General features: G+C 46.0%; 20 protein-coding genes and 1 pseudogene. 2 read left to right on the plus strand and 19 right to left on the minus strand.

All coding sequences use genetic code 11. The annotated features are described in order from the left end of the window. Positions 1-198: 198 nt before the first annotated feature. From BGP75_RS10600 to BGP75_RS10650, 10 genes are all read right to left on the minus strand, one after another. The gene (locus BGP75_RS10600) at positions 199-729 is read right to left on the minus strand and encodes a DUF6714 family protein (RefSeq protein ID WP_198939337.1); all 531 of its coding nucleotides are present in this window, start codon (positions 727-729) and stop codon (positions 199-201) included. 26 nt (positions 730-755) lie between these two features. Further along, positions 756-1,280, minus strand: a complete 525-nt coding sequence (locus BGP75_RS10605) for a hypothetical protein (RefSeq protein WP_143821034.1) — start codon at positions 1,278-1,280, stop codon at positions 756-758. Between the two features lie 74 nt (positions 1,281-1,354). Next, a complete protein-coding gene (locus tag BGP75_RS10610) occupies positions 1,355-1,684 on the minus strand; it encodes a hypothetical protein (protein ID WP_143821035.1) in 330 nt (109 codons plus the stop codon). Positions 1,685-1,765: 81 nt separating this feature from the next. Beyond that, the gene (locus BGP75_RS27415) at positions 1,766-2,152 is read right to left on the minus strand and encodes a hypothetical protein (RefSeq protein WP_076718567.1); all 387 of its coding nucleotides are present in this window, start codon (positions 2,150-2,152) and stop codon (positions 1,766-1,768) included. A 101-nt stretch (positions 2,153-2,253) separates the two neighbouring features. Then, positions 2,254-2,568, minus strand: coding sequence for a hypothetical protein (locus tag BGP75_RS10620; protein WP_198939338.1), 315 nt, complete (start codon positions 2,566-2,568; stop codon positions 2,254-2,256). Between the two features lie 113 nt (positions 2,569-2,681). Further along, the gene (locus tag BGP75_RS10625; RefSeq protein WP_076718569.1) at positions 2,682-3,476 is read right to left on the minus strand and encodes a hypothetical protein; all 795 of its coding nucleotides are present in this window, start codon (positions 3,474-3,476) and stop codon (positions 2,682-2,684) included. 25 nt (positions 3,477-3,501) lie between these two features. Next, positions 3,502-3,996 (minus strand): hypothetical protein, encoded by a 495-nt coding sequence (locus BGP75_RS10630; protein WP_076718572.1) that lies wholly within the window; start codon positions 3,994-3,996, stop codon positions 3,502-3,504. Positions 3,997-4,436: 440 nt separating this feature from the next. Then, complete coding sequence (locus BGP75_RS10640; RefSeq protein WP_076718576.1) at positions 4,437-4,910, minus strand: hypothetical protein; 474 nt, start codon at positions 4,908-4,910, stop codon at positions 4,437-4,439. Further along, positions 4,907-5,143, minus strand: coding sequence for a hypothetical protein (locus tag BGP75_RS10645; RefSeq protein ID WP_076718578.1), 237 nt, complete (start codon positions 5,141-5,143; stop codon positions 4,907-4,909). The genes BGP75_RS10640 and BGP75_RS10645 overlap by 4 nt, the downstream gene beginning before the upstream one ends. A gap of 100 nt (positions 5,144-5,243) precedes the next feature. Continuing rightward, positions 5,244-6,506, minus strand: coding sequence for an AAA family ATPase (locus BGP75_RS10650; RefSeq protein WP_076718580.1), 1,263 nt, complete (start codon positions 6,504-6,506; stop codon positions 5,244-5,246). A 376-nt stretch (positions 6,507-6,882) separates the two neighbouring features. On the opposite strand from BGP75_RS10650, the gene BGP75_RS26795 reads away from it, so the two are divergent. Together BGP75_RS26795 and BGP75_RS26800 are read left to right on the plus strand one after the other, a co-directional pair. Then, a complete protein-coding gene (locus BGP75_RS26795; protein ID WP_198939339.1) occupies positions 6,883-7,239 on the plus strand; it encodes a phage integrase N-terminal SAM-like domain-containing protein in 357 nt (118 codons plus the stop codon). 18 nt (positions 7,240-7,257) lie between these two features. Further along, positions 7,258-7,866, plus strand: a pseudogene (locus BGP75_RS26800) (integron integrase); the annotation flags it as partial. A 79-nt stretch (positions 7,867-7,945) separates the two neighbouring features. Here the strand turns inward: BGP75_RS26800 and BGP75_RS10660 are convergent. The 9 genes from BGP75_RS10660 to BGP75_RS10700 form a co-directional block, all read right to left on the minus strand. Continuing rightward, positions 7,946-9,064: a sirohydrochlorin chelatase gene (locus BGP75_RS10660; RefSeq protein ID WP_076718582.1), complete on the minus strand. Its 1,119-nt coding sequence runs from the start codon at positions 9,062-9,064 to the stop codon at positions 7,946-7,948. A gap of 222 nt (positions 9,065-9,286) precedes the next feature. Next, positions 9,287-13,402: a cobaltochelatase subunit CobN gene (gene cobN, locus BGP75_RS10665; protein ID WP_076718584.1), complete on the minus strand. Its 4,116-nt coding sequence runs from the start codon at positions 13,400-13,402 to the stop codon at positions 9,287-9,289. After that, the gene (gene cobW / locus BGP75_RS10670) at positions 13,403-14,503 is read right to left on the minus strand and encodes a cobalamin biosynthesis protein CobW (protein ID WP_076718586.1); all 1,101 of its coding nucleotides are present in this window, start codon (positions 14,501-14,503) and stop codon (positions 13,403-13,405) included. 31 nt (positions 14,504-14,534) lie between these two features. Further along, positions 14,535-15,371, minus strand: coding sequence for a precorrin-4 C(11)-methyltransferase (gene cobM / locus BGP75_RS10675; protein ID WP_076718588.1), 837 nt, complete (start codon positions 15,369-15,371; stop codon positions 14,535-14,537). 17 nt (positions 15,372-15,388) lie between these two features. After that, positions 15,389-16,168: a precorrin-3B C(17)-methyltransferase gene (gene cobJ, locus BGP75_RS10680; protein WP_076718590.1), complete on the minus strand. Its 780-nt coding sequence runs from the start codon at positions 16,166-16,168 to the stop codon at positions 15,389-15,391. Between the two features lie 85 nt (positions 16,169-16,253). Further along, the gene (locus BGP75_RS10685; protein ID WP_076718592.1) at positions 16,254-17,219 is read right to left on the minus strand and encodes a cobalt-precorrin 5A hydrolase; all 966 of its coding nucleotides are present in this window, start codon (positions 17,217-17,219) and stop codon (positions 16,254-16,256) included. After that, positions 17,216-17,947 carry a precorrin-2 C(20)-methyltransferase gene (cobI, locus tag BGP75_RS10690; protein WP_076718594.1) on the minus strand — a complete coding sequence of 244 codons (732 nt, stop codon included), beginning with the start codon at positions 17,945-17,947 and terminating at the stop codon, positions 17,216-17,218. Before cobI ends, BGP75_RS10685 begins: the two co-directional genes overlap by 4 nt. Continuing rightward, entirely contained in the window at positions 17,940-19,325 is a 1,386-nt protein-coding gene (gene cbiE / locus BGP75_RS10695; RefSeq protein ID WP_076718596.1) for a precorrin-6y C5,15-methyltransferase (decarboxylating) subunit CbiE, read from the minus strand. The genes cobI and cbiE overlap by 8 nt, the downstream gene beginning before the upstream one ends. After that, a complete protein-coding gene (locus BGP75_RS10700; RefSeq protein WP_076718598.1) occupies positions 19,325-19,966 on the minus strand; it encodes a precorrin-8X methylmutase in 642 nt (213 codons plus the stop codon). Before BGP75_RS10700 ends, cbiE begins: the two co-directional genes overlap by 1 nt. Positions 19,967-20,134: the final 168 nt, after the last annotated feature.

Here is a 20,134-nt window from a genome sequence, read left to right on the forward strand (position 1 = left end):
TAGATCCTGATGGGTGACTGGTGCGTTTTATCTGTAAAACAGCACAACCACTGAAAAAACAGGCGTGTATCAGTGATCTGCATTATTTAACTCAGGGCGTATGCGTCATAGGTTCGCTCGCCCTGTTGACCGGAGACGGCTAATGGGCGTCCCCTTTTTTGCTTTTTTTTGAGCTGATTGTTAAGCGAATTTTTCAATTTAGACACCATATTTGTTACTGAGCAAAGATTTTAAAAAACCAATGCCATTCTCTATTTCGTCAGCACAATAATCTGACCAGTGTTCGTGCCTCTCACACCATTCAAGAAAACTAAGTAGGCACAATAGCTGAGGTTTAGAAAACCCAGATAATCTTTCTAAAGTTTCCTTCTGGTACTTTAAATCGGGTGACAACGCATAGATTAAAAATTCGGTTTCAATATCATCATAATCGTTTTTCTTCGTTATGCAGTGCCTGAGATATGATGGAAATACCCACAGCCAACCCTTTGAAGAGAGGCATGACAAGTCATTGTAAAGAAGGCGTATCGCCTCATCAGGAAGGATAGGTTCCCGATACTTTTCCAAGTCTTTGCGTATATATTCGCATTCAAAACAATCAACTTTATGAAACGATACCTCCAAATCCTTCGGCCTTGGTACATGAGGAAATACAGCCTCAATTTCATTGAGCAATGTTTCAGATTCCATTTCTAAGCGCTTAACGCAAAGCTGAATCGAATGCATCATTTTGCATTTCGACTTCCTGCGTATTGTTATGTTTTTGACTGCAGTTCATTCCACTGTACACCTAGTTGTGTTGCAACTACAAAATCACTAAACTCGACATAAAACATCAAACATTCACAATTGTCCGCATTGATAAACCTTAAGATTGAATGCTCTTGGCTGATAAAACGATTCCATGGCCCATCTTCTATATCAGCAGTTGATAGAAGGCCATAGTACTCTATTAAATTCCAATCTAAGTTATCAGTAGCACTGGTTTTTGATTCTGATATTCTGTTATAAATTAGATTTACAAATAATTCATATGCGGGTTTGTAAGCTACAACACTTCTTTCAAGTAGATTTCCGTTTTTGTCAATATAATCTATATCCTCAAGAATTATAGCTTCAAGAGTGGTTTCTTTTTCTATAAGCGTCGCTGAAAACAATCTTCTTGGACAATCAATAATGCACCTGATTGCATTCAGGAATCCATCTAACTCACATACGGTTCCTAGTGCACGATGTACATCTAATCTTCGAGGGATTATAGGAGTCTCCTTTTCAAACATAACGCTTACAGCAGGAGACGCGAAACGAGGTACGAGTGAAGCGTTCCCTTTGGCTGCCATTGTTAAAAGCGAATTTAAACACTACTTCCACCATCACCGCTGTCACTGTGACTCCCACCGCCATCACTGGTGCAGGTTCCACCCTGTGCTTCCTGAATGTCTTCTCCCTCTAGCCCAAACTCCTTACAAAACTGAATTTCTTCAAGATTTATAAAGTAGATGAGGATGCAAAGGCTACATGACCCAAGGAGTACCAGAGATGCGATAAAAACCTCTTCAGCACTATGAGTATTTTCCGACACCCACCCATAAGCTCGATAACACAAGAATATCAGAGTGGGTAATGATACAAATAGCAGCACCAATTTTATCTGCTTCAATGCAGGGTGATTATTCTTAGCCATCCGTAAGCCTTTTAACATTCGGTTAATGGGACGCTGAAACAGAGCGAAGCGGCGTGTAGGCATTCCCGATTTGACCGCTTGTTAGGCATGAGCACTATATGGAGCCTTGAAGTGGATATATAGCATTAATAAAACAGCAGGCAAAACCATAAATACACCATAAAGATGAGCTGATAGTAGCGCGCAAGTACCTACAAAAGCGCCTAGAATTCGTATTTTTTTCTCCACATAGCCAAAACGAATCCACCTGTAATTAATGATAAAGTACAACCCCCATGCACTCCACGCTAAGACAGCAAATACAGTTATCGATGAAAGCCTTTCAGCGCACCAGCTATTCTCTGCACATGAAGGTCCAAATTGAGCAATAATACTTGCAACTTGTCGAGGCAGAATACCGAAAGATAGGACTATTGGAACCATCGATAATAAAGTACAGATTATGAATGCTGCCAATTTCTTTTTCATGGTATGCCTAACGCTTCAATAACGGGCCGGAAAACCGCGTAGCGGTTTGGAGGTCCGAGCCCGAAGGGCGGTCGTTGATTGATTTGTTAAATGCATGGCACTTACTCGAAAGGAGTAAACTGAATGTCGTAGCCATGTGGATTTTCTCTAGGTGGTTCTTCTGGTTCAGTTTCGTATATCTGAATTTCACCCGTAACTTCAAAGCCAACTTGAGCCCCGATACTCTTTACCATGTATGGAGGCTCATCTATATCAGTCGCCCAAACTTTAATGCCCATTATGGCGTTACCCTTAGGGCAGGAGAATCCTTCTATCATATCACCGCAAACACCCTCGGCCAGAACAGTGTAATGAGTATATGGAGTAGATTCCTTCCCATACCTGAGCTTTAGCTTCCAGTTTTTTTCATCATTCATAGATCCGTCTATACCTCCGTGAGCAGCAGGTGTCATCGCAATTAGCATGGAAAGAAGCACTATCTTTATGTGGCATTTAACGCTCGCGTAATAGGCGCAAGCTTGCGAGCGTCCTAATTGACGCGCTTGTTAAATTCATTTTCGCCTAGAACCAAACCAACATATCTAACCGGGCTTACAGCTGTCTTATTATTTTTAATTTGTTTTGAAGGAAAACTCAAAGTTGCTAAACCTGCGTTAGTTCTTAGGTTTAAGTCAACTCTATCTAAGTACGCATTACCCTCAATTCCCGCAACAAATCTAGCAATAATAATAGTGTTATTAAGATCATGTAATGAGCTGTATTGAGCTCCAATTCTAGGCTCAAATGCGACCTTTTGGAACGATCCAGTCCCCATGAAACTATCTTTTTTAAGTTCATATTCATAGAAATTAACATGCTCAATGCCTAGTTCAGACTCCTTAGCTACCACTATACTTCCATCTGGCTCGGCAAGAGCAAACCATAATTTCGAAGCATCTTCTTCCTCAAGAAAGGTAAAGGGATAACCATGGTTCGATGCTCTCGTAAGAACTTCATCAATTAATATGTTTCCGACCTTATCTAGTTTTTTGGGAATGATTTTAAATACTACCTGCTGTTTACCATGAGAAACGTCATCAATATCATTTGTTATACGAAAATATGCTTCAGATTCTTGCCATAGAATCCTTGTAGAATCTCGTAAGACTTCTTTATGAAACCTATCCTGTTCTTTACTTGAAATCAGAACGTCTATTGCTCCAACAATAAAAATAAGTGAACAAAGGCTCATTCCTATCCACTTAATTCTGCGGTGTTCTTGACGTAGAGATATATAGCTAAGAGCTAATACAGCTAATAGGGCAACTATTTTCCAAAATATCATGGCTATCCTTGAATTTAACGCCAAGCTAAGCGGCGCCGTTTACGGCGTCCTTGCTTGAGCGCCTTGTTATACGTTTTTGCCACTGAATGTGTGCTTTTCTTACTCTTTTAAGTACGACCTGCTCCCACATTATTAACAATTGAAAGGCATAAATAGGAAGTACAAGCGGAAATAGCTTTTTAATTTCTGTAGATTTGTCAGCTACTTCTGGTGACAATGAAAACGAGATGGTGAGAAAACCAGCGTACATTGTAAAAAGTGTCATTAATGACCAGTACCTTGTCGTTAGCCAGACTACTTCCGTTGGGTGCTGTCTATAGCGCTTTACTCGTTTTAAAATTTTTCGCTCTTTCCATCGCTGAACTTTACGAGTAATTCTAGGAACAAGTTTGGCAATAAACTTCCATATATTTGGCAGCCAGCTTGAAAGTGCTTTAGTCAGTAAGATACCGACCAACAGGAAAAATATTCCCGTAAACCACCAAGATGGGTCTTTTAGATTATCTAAGATTTGATCCATTACTTCCCTTTACGTATAACGCTTGGCATCAGGGGCGTGGCCGAAGGCCACGTCCCACTGCATGCCATTGTTATAAAGCGCCATCACCCTTTATCCGACTCGATAGTGAGCGAAGGTATTGACGCCTTGATTGTTCGGTTGGATTATTTCGATTTGGCTTATTTTTCCTTTCATGCCTTCTCCAATGCTTTTATCGAATCTTTCAATGGTTATTCATTCTAGTGACCATTGAAGTGTTTTGCGAATGGCTTATATCGCCGATGCTTCAGCCTGGTTGAATATAATGCTGTGTTCTTTCTTTGGTTGGCTCATATCTCCGTGACTTCCGTCTAGCACCTTATTATTTTTGCTCTGTTACTTGAACGTTTACTCGCGCTTTATAACGCCAAGCTAAGTGGCGCGCGTTAGCGCGTCCTTGCTTGAGCGCCTTGTTACACGTACTACATAGTGGGCCAAAATATTTCTTCATATTTCTCGCCGTTCTCATTTTCCCAGGTTAACTTAACTTGATACTTTCTAGGGCTTCCCATGTGTATTGCTGCCAAAAGCTTAACTCTTGAGTTTGGCTTTATCTCTTGATGAGGAAACTTATCTTGGAGATCATGAGATGACAAAGGACTATCTTCGCAGTCAATTAGCTCAAAATTGACATTGTATGCACTACCTTGGCCTGTGTTGGAAATATAGAAGCTGTAAGACTTACCTAGCTTTGTGAGATTTACATTAAATTTTGGCTTGGTTTTATTCGATTTCTCTTCCGCGATACTTTCAATTTGAAGCCTAGATAGCTCAGCGGTAACTCTTTCAAGCTCTAGCTGCTCTTTAGCTAACTTCCTTGTGCGCATTAAAGATACGGTTGAAATTATTGCTGCCAAAGCAGAAATGAGTAAGCTTAAAATTTCAAACTTACTCATTTAAAGCTACCCTTAAATGCTTTTTTGAGCATTTTTTCAATTTCAGCCTTTGCTTCAGGAATGACGACTTCTTTAGCTTGTTCAATACCTACTTCTTTCAGGTCTGCCAACATAATTTCAAAATGACAGCTATTACATTTCACAAAGTCATCATCCTTTAGATTTTCTGGCTGCTCAAATTCAGTATGCCCACACTGAGGGCACTGAATCGATATATGGTCAGTTTGAATCACGATATCTCCTTGTACGTGTAACGCCCGGCTCTGCGGCTGGGAAAAGTGGAGGCGAAGCCGGAGCTTTTACCAGTCGGCCAGCAGCCGCTTGTTAGCACAGCTATATATCCCATATTTCGCCATTAAATAACTGCTCACTTATCTTTGGTGGGTTGGCCCTAACTTTAGGATGATTTGCTAAAACCTGTCTTAATGTGCGGACTGAATCATAGGCCTTTACAACAAGTTCTCTCTGTTTTTTGAATAACTCTTGATCGAATGAATCAATGCTGACCTTATGGGCTGGTTTTTGACGGAGTTGCCTTACCTTCCTAAAGGTCTTCATCATATCTTCAATTGGTGTAGGGTCGGCGGGCTGGAAGTACTTATTAACCCAAGACTCAAGAATTTGTATAGTTCCTTTAGGCCTTACAACAATTTTTCCATCATCCCGCTCCTCTTCACTCTCTATCTCCACATCATCTTCGAAGAATTTTTTGTTGATGTTATCGGACATCATTTTATCTAATAACAGCATGAAGTTATTAAATTCAGCTTGTGTTGGCCTCAAAAGAAAGCCGAATTCTTTAGGTGTTTCTTCATCGTAGCTATTCCGGAAGAGAGTAGGTTTTCCGATCAAAGTGCTCATTTCATTAATGACTTTCAATTCTTCCGTAAACGCCCTAAAAATCGACATTCGAGAACCCCATGACCCCAAGATACTTGAAGCGTAATAATCGGGGTGTAGCTTAATATCTCCTTTTACTTCCTTTGCTGCCCAAACCTTCTGATGTTCGGTACTAAGATTACCTAGATATCGTAAAAATACTGCTACATACCTGTTTAGATCATCGTCGTAAGCAAAGCCAAATGTTTGAAGAAGTATCTGGTCATGCTCAGGAACACTATCAGATTCAAAATATTCATCGGTGATAGATATTTGTCCATGAATGAAGTCAGTATTATATGAATAACGTGGATCGTTTCGGTAGTACTCCAAAACTGACAGATCAAAGGTTCTGAAATCAAGTTGGCCAGCCCCTTCGGCTAGCGCCATTTCATAGGGTGCTTCTTTATACGCAGTTAATCTGTCGGAACCAGCTAACTTTTTCTCATGAGGATAGAGACATGTATGACCTGGATAATCTGCATTATCAAATCCCTCTAGAATCTTATCCTTTGGGATTTGCGAAAACCCTCTTATATGAGGGTTACCATCATATCGGGCGGTCAATATTTCATCTTCGATGGCTTGTCGAACAGCGGCCTTAAAGTCATCGCCGTTAATTTCGAAGACACCTTCTAACCCATAAATTGGCATTCCATTGAAATCGCCAGATGAAAAATATTTTTCTTCGACAACTGAGTATATTTCTTCGATCATTTTATTGTTCCGATACTTCCTTGGGTGCTAACAGCGTTATTCACCGGAAGCGTCCATTTATCCAGCTTCCACCTATCTCCATAAATTTCTAACATTATTCTTCCATATGCCTCTAAGAATCAACACTTGAATAGCATTATTCCCATTCCCTCCTGAGGAAACCAGGAAGCTTCCGTCTATCTCAGGTGCAATCACCTCGTGAAACTCTGAAATTCTCACATTCTAATCCACTGTTATTTAACATGTTTTTTTCAAATAAACAGATCGTTCTGTAGATAAGCAGACGCATCCATTGTTTCCCGGATGGTTTTCTTCTTGACATCAATAAGCTGCAGAGAAATACTGTATATAAACACAGCACAAAAAGAGTATGATCATGGATGATATACCCGTTGCCTTACCCTCAAAACCTATCCGTTTTATCGACCAATTACGCGCTTTTATCAGAACACGAAATTTGGCTTACAAGACTGAAAAAACTTACGTTCATTGGACTCTTCGTTTTATCAGGTTTAATCAGAAACGGCATCCAACGGAGCTTGGGGCTTATGAGGTTGAGCAGTTCCTTTCCTATTTGGCTGTGCAAGGTCGGTGTGCACCGAGTACACAAAAAACCGCTCTCAATGCACTGGTTTTTCTTTATCGTGAGTTTCTAAAAACCCCATTGGAGAATATTCGGCCGATTGCCTCGTCTAAACGGGCAAAAGTGCCCCAAGTCTTAAGCCATCAATAGGCACTTTCTGTTCTCAGTAACCTACGAGATCCCTACCTGTTAATCGTCCAGCTACTTTATGGCTCCGGACTTCGATTGAATGAATGTTTACGCTTACGTACTAAAGATATTGATTTTTCAATGTCAATAATAGTGGTACGACAAGGAAAGGGAGGTAAGGATAGACGAACGCTGCTACCTGGAAGCCTCTCTGTTCGGTTACAAAAACAAGTGGAGTATGTAAAAAATTTGCACAAACTGGATTCAGATAATGGCTCAGGCGAGGTATATATGCCTAATGCGTTGGGAAAAAAATATCCTAGTGTTGCCGGATCGCCAGGATGGCAGTATTTGTTTCCAGCACAGAGCACGTCCATTGATCCTCGGTCTGGTATTGAACGACGTCACCATGTTATGGATAGCACCGTGCAGAAACAACTACGAAGCGCAGTAAAGGCTGCAAAAATGCTAAAAGTGGTTAGCTGCCATACGTTCCGCCACAGTTTCGCCACTCGCCTACTTGAACAAGGTTATGACCTGCGTACAATACAAGAACTTCTGGGTCACTCAGATATACGTACAACCGAGATATATACTCACGTTGCCAGTGGAGGAGGCCTTGGCGTCCGAAGCCCTATTGATATGTAAAGGCTTGCTGAGAATTAACTAAAGCAGCGTTTCACTCACCGTGGCGCTGCTTTATCACGATCAAATCTACAACCAACGACTACCGATGAGCAAATGTCTCATCCGCACTACCGTCACCTATCCGATCCTTCTCTTCATCCAACACTTCCTGTGGGAATTGGCTCATAAAGCAGCAGCAAACCCCCTCTCCGATCATGGTTCTGGGTCCCATTGGATGGGCGATGTGTTTATAGACTCCGTGGGAATGACCATGGGAGTGGTCATGGCTGTGTCCGTGGGAGTGATCATGACTATGGGAGTGGGAATGGTCATGTGAGTGCCCTTCTTCATGATCATGGCTGTGCTTATGCTCTTCAGGATCAGAATACTCCGCATGGTGGTGATGGATGTCCACTTCACCGGCGGCTAGGCGTTTTTTGAAGGAGCTCATTAGGGTTTGCGGTGCTTCGCTGCCTTCCATAATTTCGCGAACGCGTATTTCAAAGGCATCGATGACTTTCGGGTGGTCGTTCAGATATTGGGTTTTTATGAATTCAACGCCAGGGTTCTGCTCTGCCACTCGGTCTACATAGCCGTAGATTCGCTTAATTAAACGACCGGTAAAGAGGAAGTAAGGGGCGACAACCACTCGCTTGTAACCCAGCTTCAGAAGCTTTTCCAAACCCACGCCTACGGATGGGTAAGTGACTCCAGAATAGACCGTATCCGCCCAACCAAAGCCCATGTTTTCGTTAACAATTCGGGTTAGTTTTGCCGCTTCGGCATTGGCGCCGGTATCTGAGGTACCACGGCCAACGACGACCAGCAAAGTATCATAGAGATCTTCTGGTGGGTTTTCTGGATCAAGGCCCAGGGACTCATAGATTCGTGCCTGGAATGCATTGATCATGGCGTCATGGAGTCCAAGTTCACTGCCGTAACTGACCTTAAGCCCTGGATTCTTCTCTTCGAAGGTGGTCAATACGGATGGAATATCGTTCTTGGCATGGGTTGCTGCAAACAGCATTCCAGGAACCGCGTAGATCTCATCAACCCCTTGTTTGATCAGATCATTTAAGCCCATATGGATATTGGGTGCAGAAAACTCTAGAAAACCGTATTCAACCGGTATGGAAGGAAAACGTTCTTTCAGACCCGCAGCAACGCGTCCGAATTCACGTTCTGCGTCTTTGTCACGACTTCCGTGACCACACACCATAATACCTTTCTTAGACACTTCTATTCTCCACACACTTCATAAGGTAATCGAAAGTTTACGCATTCTAACGCTAAGGCGGCTATTTATTCTAATGAATTAGCTCCATGGGATGTTCCATATTGAAAGAACTCAATTAAACATCTGGCCGTCTTATTCTTAATTTCAATCGCTAATAGTTTTATTAATAATCAGTACTGTACGGGAACTACCCGTCAATACTGTTCAAATTGCGCTTTCCTGTTGTTGATCGATATCCAGCAAGAGATCCTGTAATGCTTCTGCATATTCGCCCGGATCTTGCCACAATCCTCGTTGGGTTGCTTCCAAAAGTCGCTCCGCCATTTCTTCCAGCGCATGAGGGTTGTGCTGTTCCAGGAAGGCTCGGTTCTCGGGATCAAACACCAGGGCATCAGACACTTTTTGGTACTGATAGTCCGCGATCAAATTGGTTGTGGCATCGTAGGCAAACATATAGTCCACACTGGCGGTCATCTCAAAAGCCCCCTTATAACCATGCTCACGCATGGCGGTTATCCACTTGGGATTTAACACCCGAGAACGTATGACCCTGTTAAGCTCTTCTTTCAGGGTGCGAACTTTAGGGACCGCAGGGTTTGAGTGATCGTTGTGATAGACTTCAGGAGCCTCGCCACTATAGACAGTTACGGCGTTGGTCATTCCACCCTGGAATTGGTAATAATCATCGGAATCAAGAATATCGTGCTCACGATTGTCCTGATTCTGAACCACCGCTTCCAGCTGTGACAACTGATGCTGAAAAGCTCCCTTAGCTTCAATGCCATCACCTTGTTGATTACCCCCTAGCTGACGACCATAAGCGTAACCACCCCAGTTCAGGTAGGCTTCAGCCAAATCCGATTGCTGCTCCCAGCAGCGTTCATCAATCAGTCCTTGAAGACCCGCACCGTAGGCCCCCGGTTTACTGCCGAAGACTCTAAAACTGGCTTGTCTTTCCGCTTCTTCGATGGCCATTCCTTGATCTACCAGCTGTTGTTGACGCGCCTGAATATTGGCTTTGATGGTATTGCCGTTACCGGGTTCTTCCAAAGCCGCAATGGCCTGAACAGCAGCGTCATAGAGTTTCATCACATTGGGGAATGCATCCCGAAAGAATCCAGAAACTCTCAAGGTAACATCCACTCTGGGCCGACCCAGCTGCTGGCAAGACAGTACTTCGAAATCAACCACCCGATTAGAACCCGGTGCCCAGATGGGCCTCACCCCCATTAATGCAAACGCCTGGGCAATGTCATCGCCCCCGGTCCGCATGGTCGCAGTTCCCCAAACGGATAAGCCTAATTGCTTGGGATAATCTCCCTGCTCCTGCAAGTGACGTTGCAACAACGCTTGGGCGGATCGTTCACCGATAGCCCATGCCGCGGGTGATGGGATAGAGCGATTGTCGACTGAGAAGAAATTTCGCCCGGTCGGCAAAGTATCCAAACGCCCACGCGTTGGAGCACCACTAGGACCTGGAGGTACAAATACACCTTTAAGTCCATCCAGCAGAGATGCGATTTCAAGCTCAACACTTTGCTCTAGAGCGCGACGAATACTATTCCGAGCATACAGTAGCTGTTCACTGGTTTTCGGATATTTCGTTGAAGAAAGCCCGGTTTCGATTGGGTCATCTAGCTCTATACCGACTAAAGCCGAATCTGTCAAAACGTAACGACATACCCAATCTATGGCTAATAGCTCTAAACGTTCGCGGGTATCAGCCTGACTTCGCCAGAGATCATCGCTCACTGCTGTAAGTACCTCTGGTCGGTTTCCCGTCCAGGGTTCATGATTCGCGTCTAGTGGATCAAATAGTTCCCCATCCACTCTCAAATCAAGATCGGTAACCAGATTGTGCAAAATCCCCTGACTGCTTGCGTCCTGTTCGCTCCCTTCCCTGCCTCGGGGTAAGCGCAATAAGGCCACCAAGGTATCACTGAGTTTTTCAGTCTCGGGAAGGGCTCCCAGAATATGCAGTCCATGGCGAATTTGCGCCTCTTTGATATCACAGAGATAAGCATCCAGATCCTCCAATAACTTTTCATCTATAGCTTGGTCATCTATGGCCTGCTTATCTGCGGTTTCTTCACCGTCCTGTTGTCCAGCAGCGGTTAACTCATCCAATACGTTAGAGCTTCGGACTTGTTTTAGTATTTCCTCCCGCAACCATTGTTCTCGACGAACGTCCATCCCCAGAGCCTGATAATACTCGTCAACCAGGGTTTCCAGCTCTGCCAACTCTCCATAGCTTTCGGCTCGGGTCATGGGTGGCATTAAATGATCAATAATCACTGCCTGAGTTCGACGTTTGGCCTGTGCCCCCTCCCCCGGATCATTGACGATAAAGGGGTAGAAATGTGGCATGGGTCCCAGGGCAATATCAGGCCAGCAGCTGCTGGATAGCGCGCTGCCTTTTCCGGGTAACCATTCCAGATTACCGTGTTTACCCACATGAATAACCGCATCAACCTGATAGCAATGTCTTAACCAAAAATAGAATGCCAAATAGTTATGGGGAGGGATCAAATCAGGGTCATGGTAGTTGGCTACCAGATCGATGTTAAACCCTCGGGCGGGCTGAATACCGACGAAAGTTTCTCCCAGACGAATCCCGGACAACATCAAACGACCATCACGGTATTTGATATCCTCTTCGGGTGCGCCCCATTGGTTATAAACCGCCTGCTGACAGCTATCAGGTAACTGTCGAAAGTCTTGTAGATATTCCTCTACACTGAGGCTTTGCCAGCAGGGGAGTTGGTGTAAGGTGTTTGGATTATTAGTGACTGCACCTAAGAGTTCAGCAATCAGTGCATCACCGGATTCTGGGATATTAGTGACGGGATAACCCGCTTGCTCCATGGCCTTTAGGATATTAATGGTTGATGCGGGCGTATCCAATCCAACACCATTACCAATCCGGCCATCTTTGGTGGGGTAATTCGCCAAAATCAAGGCGATTCGCTTGTCCTTATTGGTTTTAGAGGACAATGAACAATGTCGCCTCGCTAGCTGTGCAACAAAACGAGCCCGCTCTGTGTGCAGTGCATAACGTACAACAGATATCTGGCAACGCTCATCAAAGTAGCTTTCCGCTTTGAAACTCACCGCGCGGGTATGAATGCGACCATCCATTTCGGGCAGTACCACTTGCATGGCGATATCGCGACTGCGCAATCCCTGTGAGTGTTGCTCCCAATCCGCTTCGGTACTGCTGGAAAGCACCAGTTGCAACACAGGAATCGGACGAACAAAAGGCGAATAGAACTCAGTGGGCTCTGATGACAGATCAGGACTGGCCACCGTGTTGCTGGCAAATCCGGTGGTATTGATGATTAGCTGAGCATTGCTCTGTTCAAGTAGTGCATTAACCAGCGCCAGGGATTCAGCATCCTTTAATGAGGCAATAGCGATAGGTAGCGGATTCAGCTGTTGTGCTTCCAGCTCAACAATTAGCTCATCAAACATCGCGGTATTAGCACTTTGCAAATGGCTACGGTAAAACAACAGCAAACAGACCGGAGCTGCATACATCCCGCTATCATTAGGGTTTTTGTCGTTACTGTCTTTATCATTGCTGCTTTTTTTACCAATCACAGCATCATTATCAGCCCAGCGCTGCTGCCATTCAGCATAGCTGCATAGACCTGATTGAGAGTGACCTGATTGCTGCTGACCCGATTGATGCTCTCGGTAGGCAGGCATATACATCGAGCAACGGGGTAACACCCGAGGTTCATGCCATTCACTATCACTCCCGGTATTGCCCCGGTTCAGATACTGGGTCGATAGGAACCGAAATAGCTGCTGTGCGTTATCGACTCCACCTTCACGTAGATAGCGCCAAACCCGACGACTGTCTTCAGCAGCCACGGTACAAGCTTCGAACAACTCCGGGTCTGGAGCATCATCACCGGGAACCAGAATCAACTGCCGCTCTATTTTATTCCCATTTTCATCTGTGCCATTAGCTTTGGCCCAGGCTTGCAGGCGTTCAAAACCATACTGCCAATAATTTTGACCGCCCAGGAGGGAAACGACAACAACTTTGGCGTGGCTTAGTACCTTATGCTCGTAGAGGTCGAAAGCCGCAGGTTTCAGAAGCTGCATCCAATTCGCCAGGCGAATATCCGAACAATGTTCTGTGCCATCAGGCAGTCCGTTAACTCCACCGGGCTGTCTATTAACCCCAGCGGCAAGCGCAGCCAGCAAACTGTCTGCGGCTGCCAGCACGACGATATCTGCCGGAGACTGATCCAGGTCGATGATGCCTTCTTCATCGACAAAGCCTCCGGGTTGAGCGGCCAGTAAATGCATTTAGGCAGCGTCCACCAATGCAGTTTCCAGCGCAGCTTTTACCACAGGTTCCTCAATACCTTTGCCTATAAAAACCAGCTGGGTAGCGCGGGTCTCTTCAGCTCCCCATAAGCGATCGAAGTGCACATCCAGACGCTTGCCAACGGCTTGGATAACCTGCCGCATAGGCTTTCCGGGAACCGCCGCAAAACCTTTAGCCCGAAAGATATTAAAATCTCCAATCAGGCCTTTTACCGCAACCTGTAGTTTATCGGCGTCCACTTCACCCAAGGTGATAACAAAGGAATCAAAATGGTCATGAGCATGGTCATGATGTTCACCGTGGGCGTGATGATGATCGTGATGGTTGTGAATATCAGCAATACGCTCTTCTGAAGCGGCATCAAGGCCCATTAACATGTCCAGTGGCGCTTCACCGTGGCTGATGTAAGTTGTTTTCACCGCCGCCGGTACCTTAGCTGCAACCACTTGCTCAACCCTTTCCCGCTCGCTTGATTCCAACAGATCATTTTTGCTCACGACGACCAGATCAGCGGCGCTCAATTGGTCATCCAGCAATTCTTGCAAGCTAGGGTCATGATCGAGACTTTCGTCGGCTAATCGCTGAGCCTGTACTTTGTCGGCATCATGGGCAAATCGTCCTGCAGCAACAGCAGGACCATCAATGACAGTAATCACTGCATCAACGGTGCAGTATTCCTTAATGCCCGGCCAGTTAAAGGCCTGCACCAGGGGCTTAGGCAATGCCAGACCACTGGTCTCAATAAGAATATGGTCGATATCATCACGTCGCTCGACCAGTTGCTGCATGACCGGTAAAAACTCTTCTTCTACGGTGCAGCATATGCAGCCGTTGGCTAATTCATAGATACCGCTATTGGATTGATCATCTGATTGGGCTGGCGCTGCACTTTCATTGTCTTCACAATCCAGTGGGCAACTGCGCAGTAGATCAGCATCAATATCCAGCTCACCAAACTCGTTAACAATGACGGCTATACGTTTGCCGGCCGCTTGCTTAAGTACATTTGACAGCAGAGTTGTCTTACCGCTACCCAGAAAACCGGTAACCACTGTGGTCGGGATTTTATTTAATTGCATCGAATGCTCCTTAAAATACTGTTCGCTCTGACTACTTAGCGCTTAGCGGCTCATAGGGTTCTGCTTTTGAAACGGAAGCCGTTCTTGATACTGTTCGTGGCTCAGCAGGTTTCACTTTTGGTCGGTACACGTGGGCCTGATCTTTGTGGTACAGATAAGAGTCGGCAAAATCATCACTGTCTAACACGTATCCAACCAGAATCAGGGCTGTCCGGCTGAAACCCTTATCCCGTACTTTTTTGACGATATCTTTGAGCGTTCCGGTGACTTTGTCCTGATCGGGCCAGGAGGTGCGATAACAGACAGCTACGGGGCAATCCTCTCCATAATGAGGAATCAATTCCTCAACGATTTTATGGATTCGGGTTACTCCTAGATGTATCGCCAAGGTGGCGCCACTTCGGGCTAATTCCGGTAGACGCTCTCGCTCAGGGAATGGGGTTTTCCCTTCATAACGGGTCATGATGATGGTCTGAGATATACCCGATAGTGTTAGTTCCTTGCCCAAATAAGCTGCGGATGCCGCAACAGCGCTCACGCCGGGGATGACCTGATAATCAATCTCGGCTTGCTCAAGACGTCGGATCTGTTCACCAATAGCACCATAGAGGGCGGGATCACCACACTGCAGTCGCGCAACATCCTTACCCTGTTGATGGGCCTCGATAATATGCGTCATGATCTCATTGAGATCAATCGACGCGGTGTCGACAATTTTTTCAGCACTGCCCTCCACTTCTTCAAGGACTTCACGAGGAATGAGAGAACCGGCATAAAGTACCACCGGGCATTGCTTGAGAATACGCTGACCTTTGAGAGTCATGAGTTCCGGATCACCCGGACCTGCTCCGATAAAATAGACTGTCACCCGTTATGCCCGCCTTTTTAAACCAGTTTTTTGCTGTAACCACGAGGGGTATAAAGCCACTCCCGGGCGCCGTTAACAATATGTCTGGACTCACTGTTACCAACACTCACCAAGGTAAACATATCAACATCCCTGGCATCGAGCTTTTCAAGGGTAGTGATGGTAATGCTCTCGTCTTCACGAGTGAGCTGACGCCCCAGTAATACAGGAGTTGTGGCAGGTCTGTATTGCAACAGAACGTCCCGTGCATGATTCAATTGCCAGTCGCGCTTACGGGAAACCGGATTATAGAAAGAAACCACAAAATCGCCAGAACCGGCACTGTGAATCCGCTTTTCAATCGTCTCCCAAGGTGTCAGCAGATCCGACAGAGAAATGGTGCAAAAATCATGGCCCAAAAGCGCTCCCACTCGGCTAGCACCCGCTTGCATCGCGGAAATGCCCGGAATCACTTCGATTTCAACGTCCAACCATTCAGGGTGATCTTCTTTACCCTGCAATTGTTGATCAAGCAATTCGAACACCAGGGTAGCCATGGCGTAAATCCCGATGTCACCACTGGAAATCAACGCGGTGGTTTTGCCACTGGCGGCTAAATCGAGGGCTAAACGAGCCCGGGCTATCTCTTCTCCCAAAGGAAGATCATGGTGTTGTTTACCATCACACACGTCACCCAGCAGATCCAGATAAAGACCATAGGCCACTAGATCAGAGCTGGCAGCAATGGCTTCCCGCGCTTTAGGTGCAACTAACTGACCATCACCAGGCCCAGTGCCTACTACATATAATTGACTCATTTACGCATCATCTCTCTTTGTTACCGTGCCGCGGAGTTGGATTACCATAGAACCCCCATCGACCTGATTGGATTCCTGATTCTCTTTACTCATCGGTGGATAGTCTGTTTGAATGATTAGAATTGTTCGAAGTAAAGGGCTTGTTTGAATGGCTGACTGCTTTCGGATAACTGCGGGCAATAGCACAAGTGGCCTTGGTATTTTTCTGTTTGTTCAACAGCAGCTCCGGCATCTCCCCTGTCAGCTGCTGAGCACTATAGAGGGCTGCAGATTCGGCAACACCATAAACTCCGACGGTTTTGAAAATGTAGTCTGAGCGCGTGCTTAGCAAACTATCTACCGTGCTTAGCTGGTTTTTGTCCCAGCTGTTGAACGGTTTCGCCAGCGTCTGGGCCAGCGCTATTAGCCCCTTTTCATCCGCTTTAATATCAATGCTACTGATGCTTTGAATATCATCTATACCAAGACCTGCTTGATTCAGACACTCATCCAGCAGGGATCGGAGGTACTCCTCCGGGCAGTGACGTTCACAGCCCATACCTACGGTATAGACTGGCTTCAAATAGGGATTAGCCGTGGTGATCACTAACTGGGCTTTTCGCTGTTTCAACTGAACCTGCGACTGATTCAACTGATCCCTTTGCAGATTAATCAGTTCTGCAATCTCTTCAGCCCAGGCATTGGCCCCACCTTCATGACCTGACAACAGGGGAATGACATAATGTCCTTGTTCATCCAATACCAGCACAGCAGGATCCTGATGCTTATCATTAATCACCGGGGCCAGGGTTCTGACAACTATGCCCGTGGCACAGATAAATATCAGCCGATATCCATCATTAAACGCTTGCTGCACTCGTACAGAAAAGGGCTTGGGTTTGTACCATAGCTCACAATCAAACTCGTTATTGCGTTCGCTATCAAGCTCGTTATTGCGTTCGCTATCAAGCTCGTTATTGCGTTTACTATCAGGCTCACCATTCACCAAAAGCCGCTGAAGGGATTCCCCCAGACGTTTTCCAGCTTCAGTTAACGCAATAATACGGATCATCCGCGATCTCTCTCTTTACGGATAACCACAAACAACGAGAAGTAAGGCCCTACTTCATTAGGTAACTCTGAAATTGAGTTCAAAATACGCTCGTTGTCCCGACCGATGTACTCAAGGTAATGCGCATCACCACTGCGACCCGTTTCCGCCAGCAATGACAAAATTCGTGGACGCGCTTGCCCGGCTTTCATAATCACCACTGTGTCATGATCTGTCAGGGCCTGACGAATTTTCTCATCCTTTGCTCGCCCGTTAATCACAACAAAAGACTCTTTGAGCATGGTCAAGGGCTGAGCCAGTGCAGATGAAGCGGCATTGACTGAAGAGATACCGGGAACAACGGATATCGGGTAATCCCCCTCTAGTCGCTCCAACAGGTAAGCAAAGGAGCCAAAGAACAGTGGATCTCCCTCACAGAGAAACACCACGTCCTGGCCTTGGTCCAATAACTCCCTAATAGCCTGGGCGCCTTGATCATAGGCTTGATTAGCAAAACGACGATCTGTAGACATGGTCATTGGAATAGGAACTTCCAATTGTCCAGGACGGACATCCCGGAATGCTTCCACTGCAATATTTCTGGCTTGAGACTGACCTTGATCATTAACCAAATAGCTGACCACGGGTGCATTTTTGATCAATCTCAGGGTTTTCAGGGTTATCAGTTCTGGATCACCAGGCCCGACACCAACTCCGTAAAAACGACCTACAGCACGGGCTTTAGTCATTGTTGGTCTCCCCAGGTGCTTTAGTTATTTCAGGTACTTTGGTTACTTCAGGTGCTTTGGTTACTTCAGGTTCTTTGGTTATTCCAGAAATATTGATGACTTCAACTGATTTGGAGCCCTTTACAAACCTAAACAGCGTTACCGGCAAGGCAGGTCGATAGAGCAATTGTCCTGCAAGCACATCACCTTTGTTAACGGCGATCTGCAATGTTTCAGTCTCAGCGTCCTGATGTTCTCTGCGTTGATCATAAAATCCAAGCAGATGCTGTTTCGTCGTTTCAGTCACGGCACTGGCTACCAATACTCCACCTGCCGGGAGTAGACTCCACACTGTTTGCAATACTCCAGCAAGTTCACCATCACTACCCCCGATAAAGACTTTATCTGGAGGAGGAAGGTCCTTTAGCACTTCAGGGGCACGTCCCGGTACCAGGGTCAGATTGCTGGTGACGCCAAAGCGTTGTCTGTTTGCCTCTAAACAGCGCAACCGATCAGCATGGTGCTCCACGGCATAAACCCGACTCCACTTGTTCCAATAACTCAGTTCGACCGCCACACCACCGCAACCTGCACCAACGTCCCAGATGACGTCATGATCGGCGCCTTGCAGCAAGGAGAGAATAGCTAAACGGACTTCCCGTTTGGTTAACATTCCCTTCCCGGCTTCCGCATCAGTTACAAAGCTTGCATCAGGAATACCTGGAAACTCCGGTAAAACGCCGCCCGGTCCACGGGTTTCGATAACAGTGACATGCAGGGGATCAAATTCAGCCTCTGAGGTGGCCAGTTGCACTGCGTTGTAGCGAGTCACTTTCTCTTGGGGATACCCCAAAGACTCACAAACAATCAACTGGGATTCAGCAAAGCCTGCGGCGATACATTCCTGAGCCAGAATCTGCGGCGTACTGCATTTGTCGGTCAGTATCACCAGGGTCTTATTGCGTTTTAATATGGTTCGAATCTTTTCCAGGGGACGACCGTGAAGGCTAAAAACAGTCACATCCTGTAATGAAAGGGCTAGACGATGACAGGCAGCTTGAACACTGGATACCGCTGGGTAGAAGAACAAATTCTGAGCCGTTCGATAGGCGTCAAACTGACGAGAGAACCAGCGACCTATTCCATAAAACAGCGGATCACCAGAAGCCAGGATCGCCACTGACGCAGTCCCCTGATTCGCCCGCTTTTCCAGTTCTGGCTTTAGTTCTTTCAAGTTAGGTAGCAGCAGTGTTTTCTGCCCGGATGCTAATAACTCAGAGACCGTTTCCAATTGTCGCTCTGAACCTATAACCAGATCCGCACCGGCTAACGCAGCGCAAGCATGACTATCCAGTTGGGCCGTCTGACAGACCCCTAGTCCGATAATATGAAGCTGCATCAATAATACTCACCACGAATACAGCGCAATAACGCATTGCAGGTCGCAGAAGAGACAGCACTGCCGCCTTGCCTGCCCAACAAGGTAATGCACTCGATATTTAACTGCCGATGGCACTCCCAGAGTGCATCTTTGGACTCCGCCGCTCCGACGAATCCGACCGGCATACCAATAATCAACGCAGGACGTTCACCGCCTTGCTCAATCAGTTCCAATAACCGAAATAACGCTGTCGGTGCATTTCCAATCACCACCACACTGCCCGCCAGATGCTCTTTCCACAGTTGTACGGCCGCCATAGAGCGGGTCTCTCCGGTGGTTTTAGCCAGCGCAATCGCTTCAGGGTCGTTCAGATAGCAATAGGGTGGCTGTTGGATCATCCGCTTGGTGATACCTTGCTTGACCATTTCCACATCACAAAGAATGGGAGCGTTATCCGCGAGTGCGGCTAATCCGTTTTCACAAGCATTGTCACTGAAGCGCACCGCTCCAGCGACTTCAGGTATCCCAACGCTATGAACAATACGCATCACAACCTGTTGTTGTTCACGGCTAAGTCCGCTGAGATCAGTGAGCTGACGAATCTGCCGAAAGCTCTCCTGTTCAATATTTTGAGGATCTACTTCATAACTAAAGGGCACAACTCTGCTCCCGTTTTTGGCTGGTTTCTTTTTTTGCTGCCAAACCAGCTATTGTTTAACCCCATGCTTGTTTAACCCCATACTTGTTTAACCCCATGCTTGTTTAACCCAACGGTTATTTGGATATATCTTATCCATCGGTTCCCTTAAGCAATCTAATCAATTAAA

It is taken from the genome of Motiliproteus sp. MSK22-1, assembly GCF_001968815.1.
In the GTDB taxonomy this organism is placed as follows: Bacteria; Pseudomonadota; Gammaproteobacteria; order Pseudomonadales; family Balneatricaceae; genus Motiliproteus.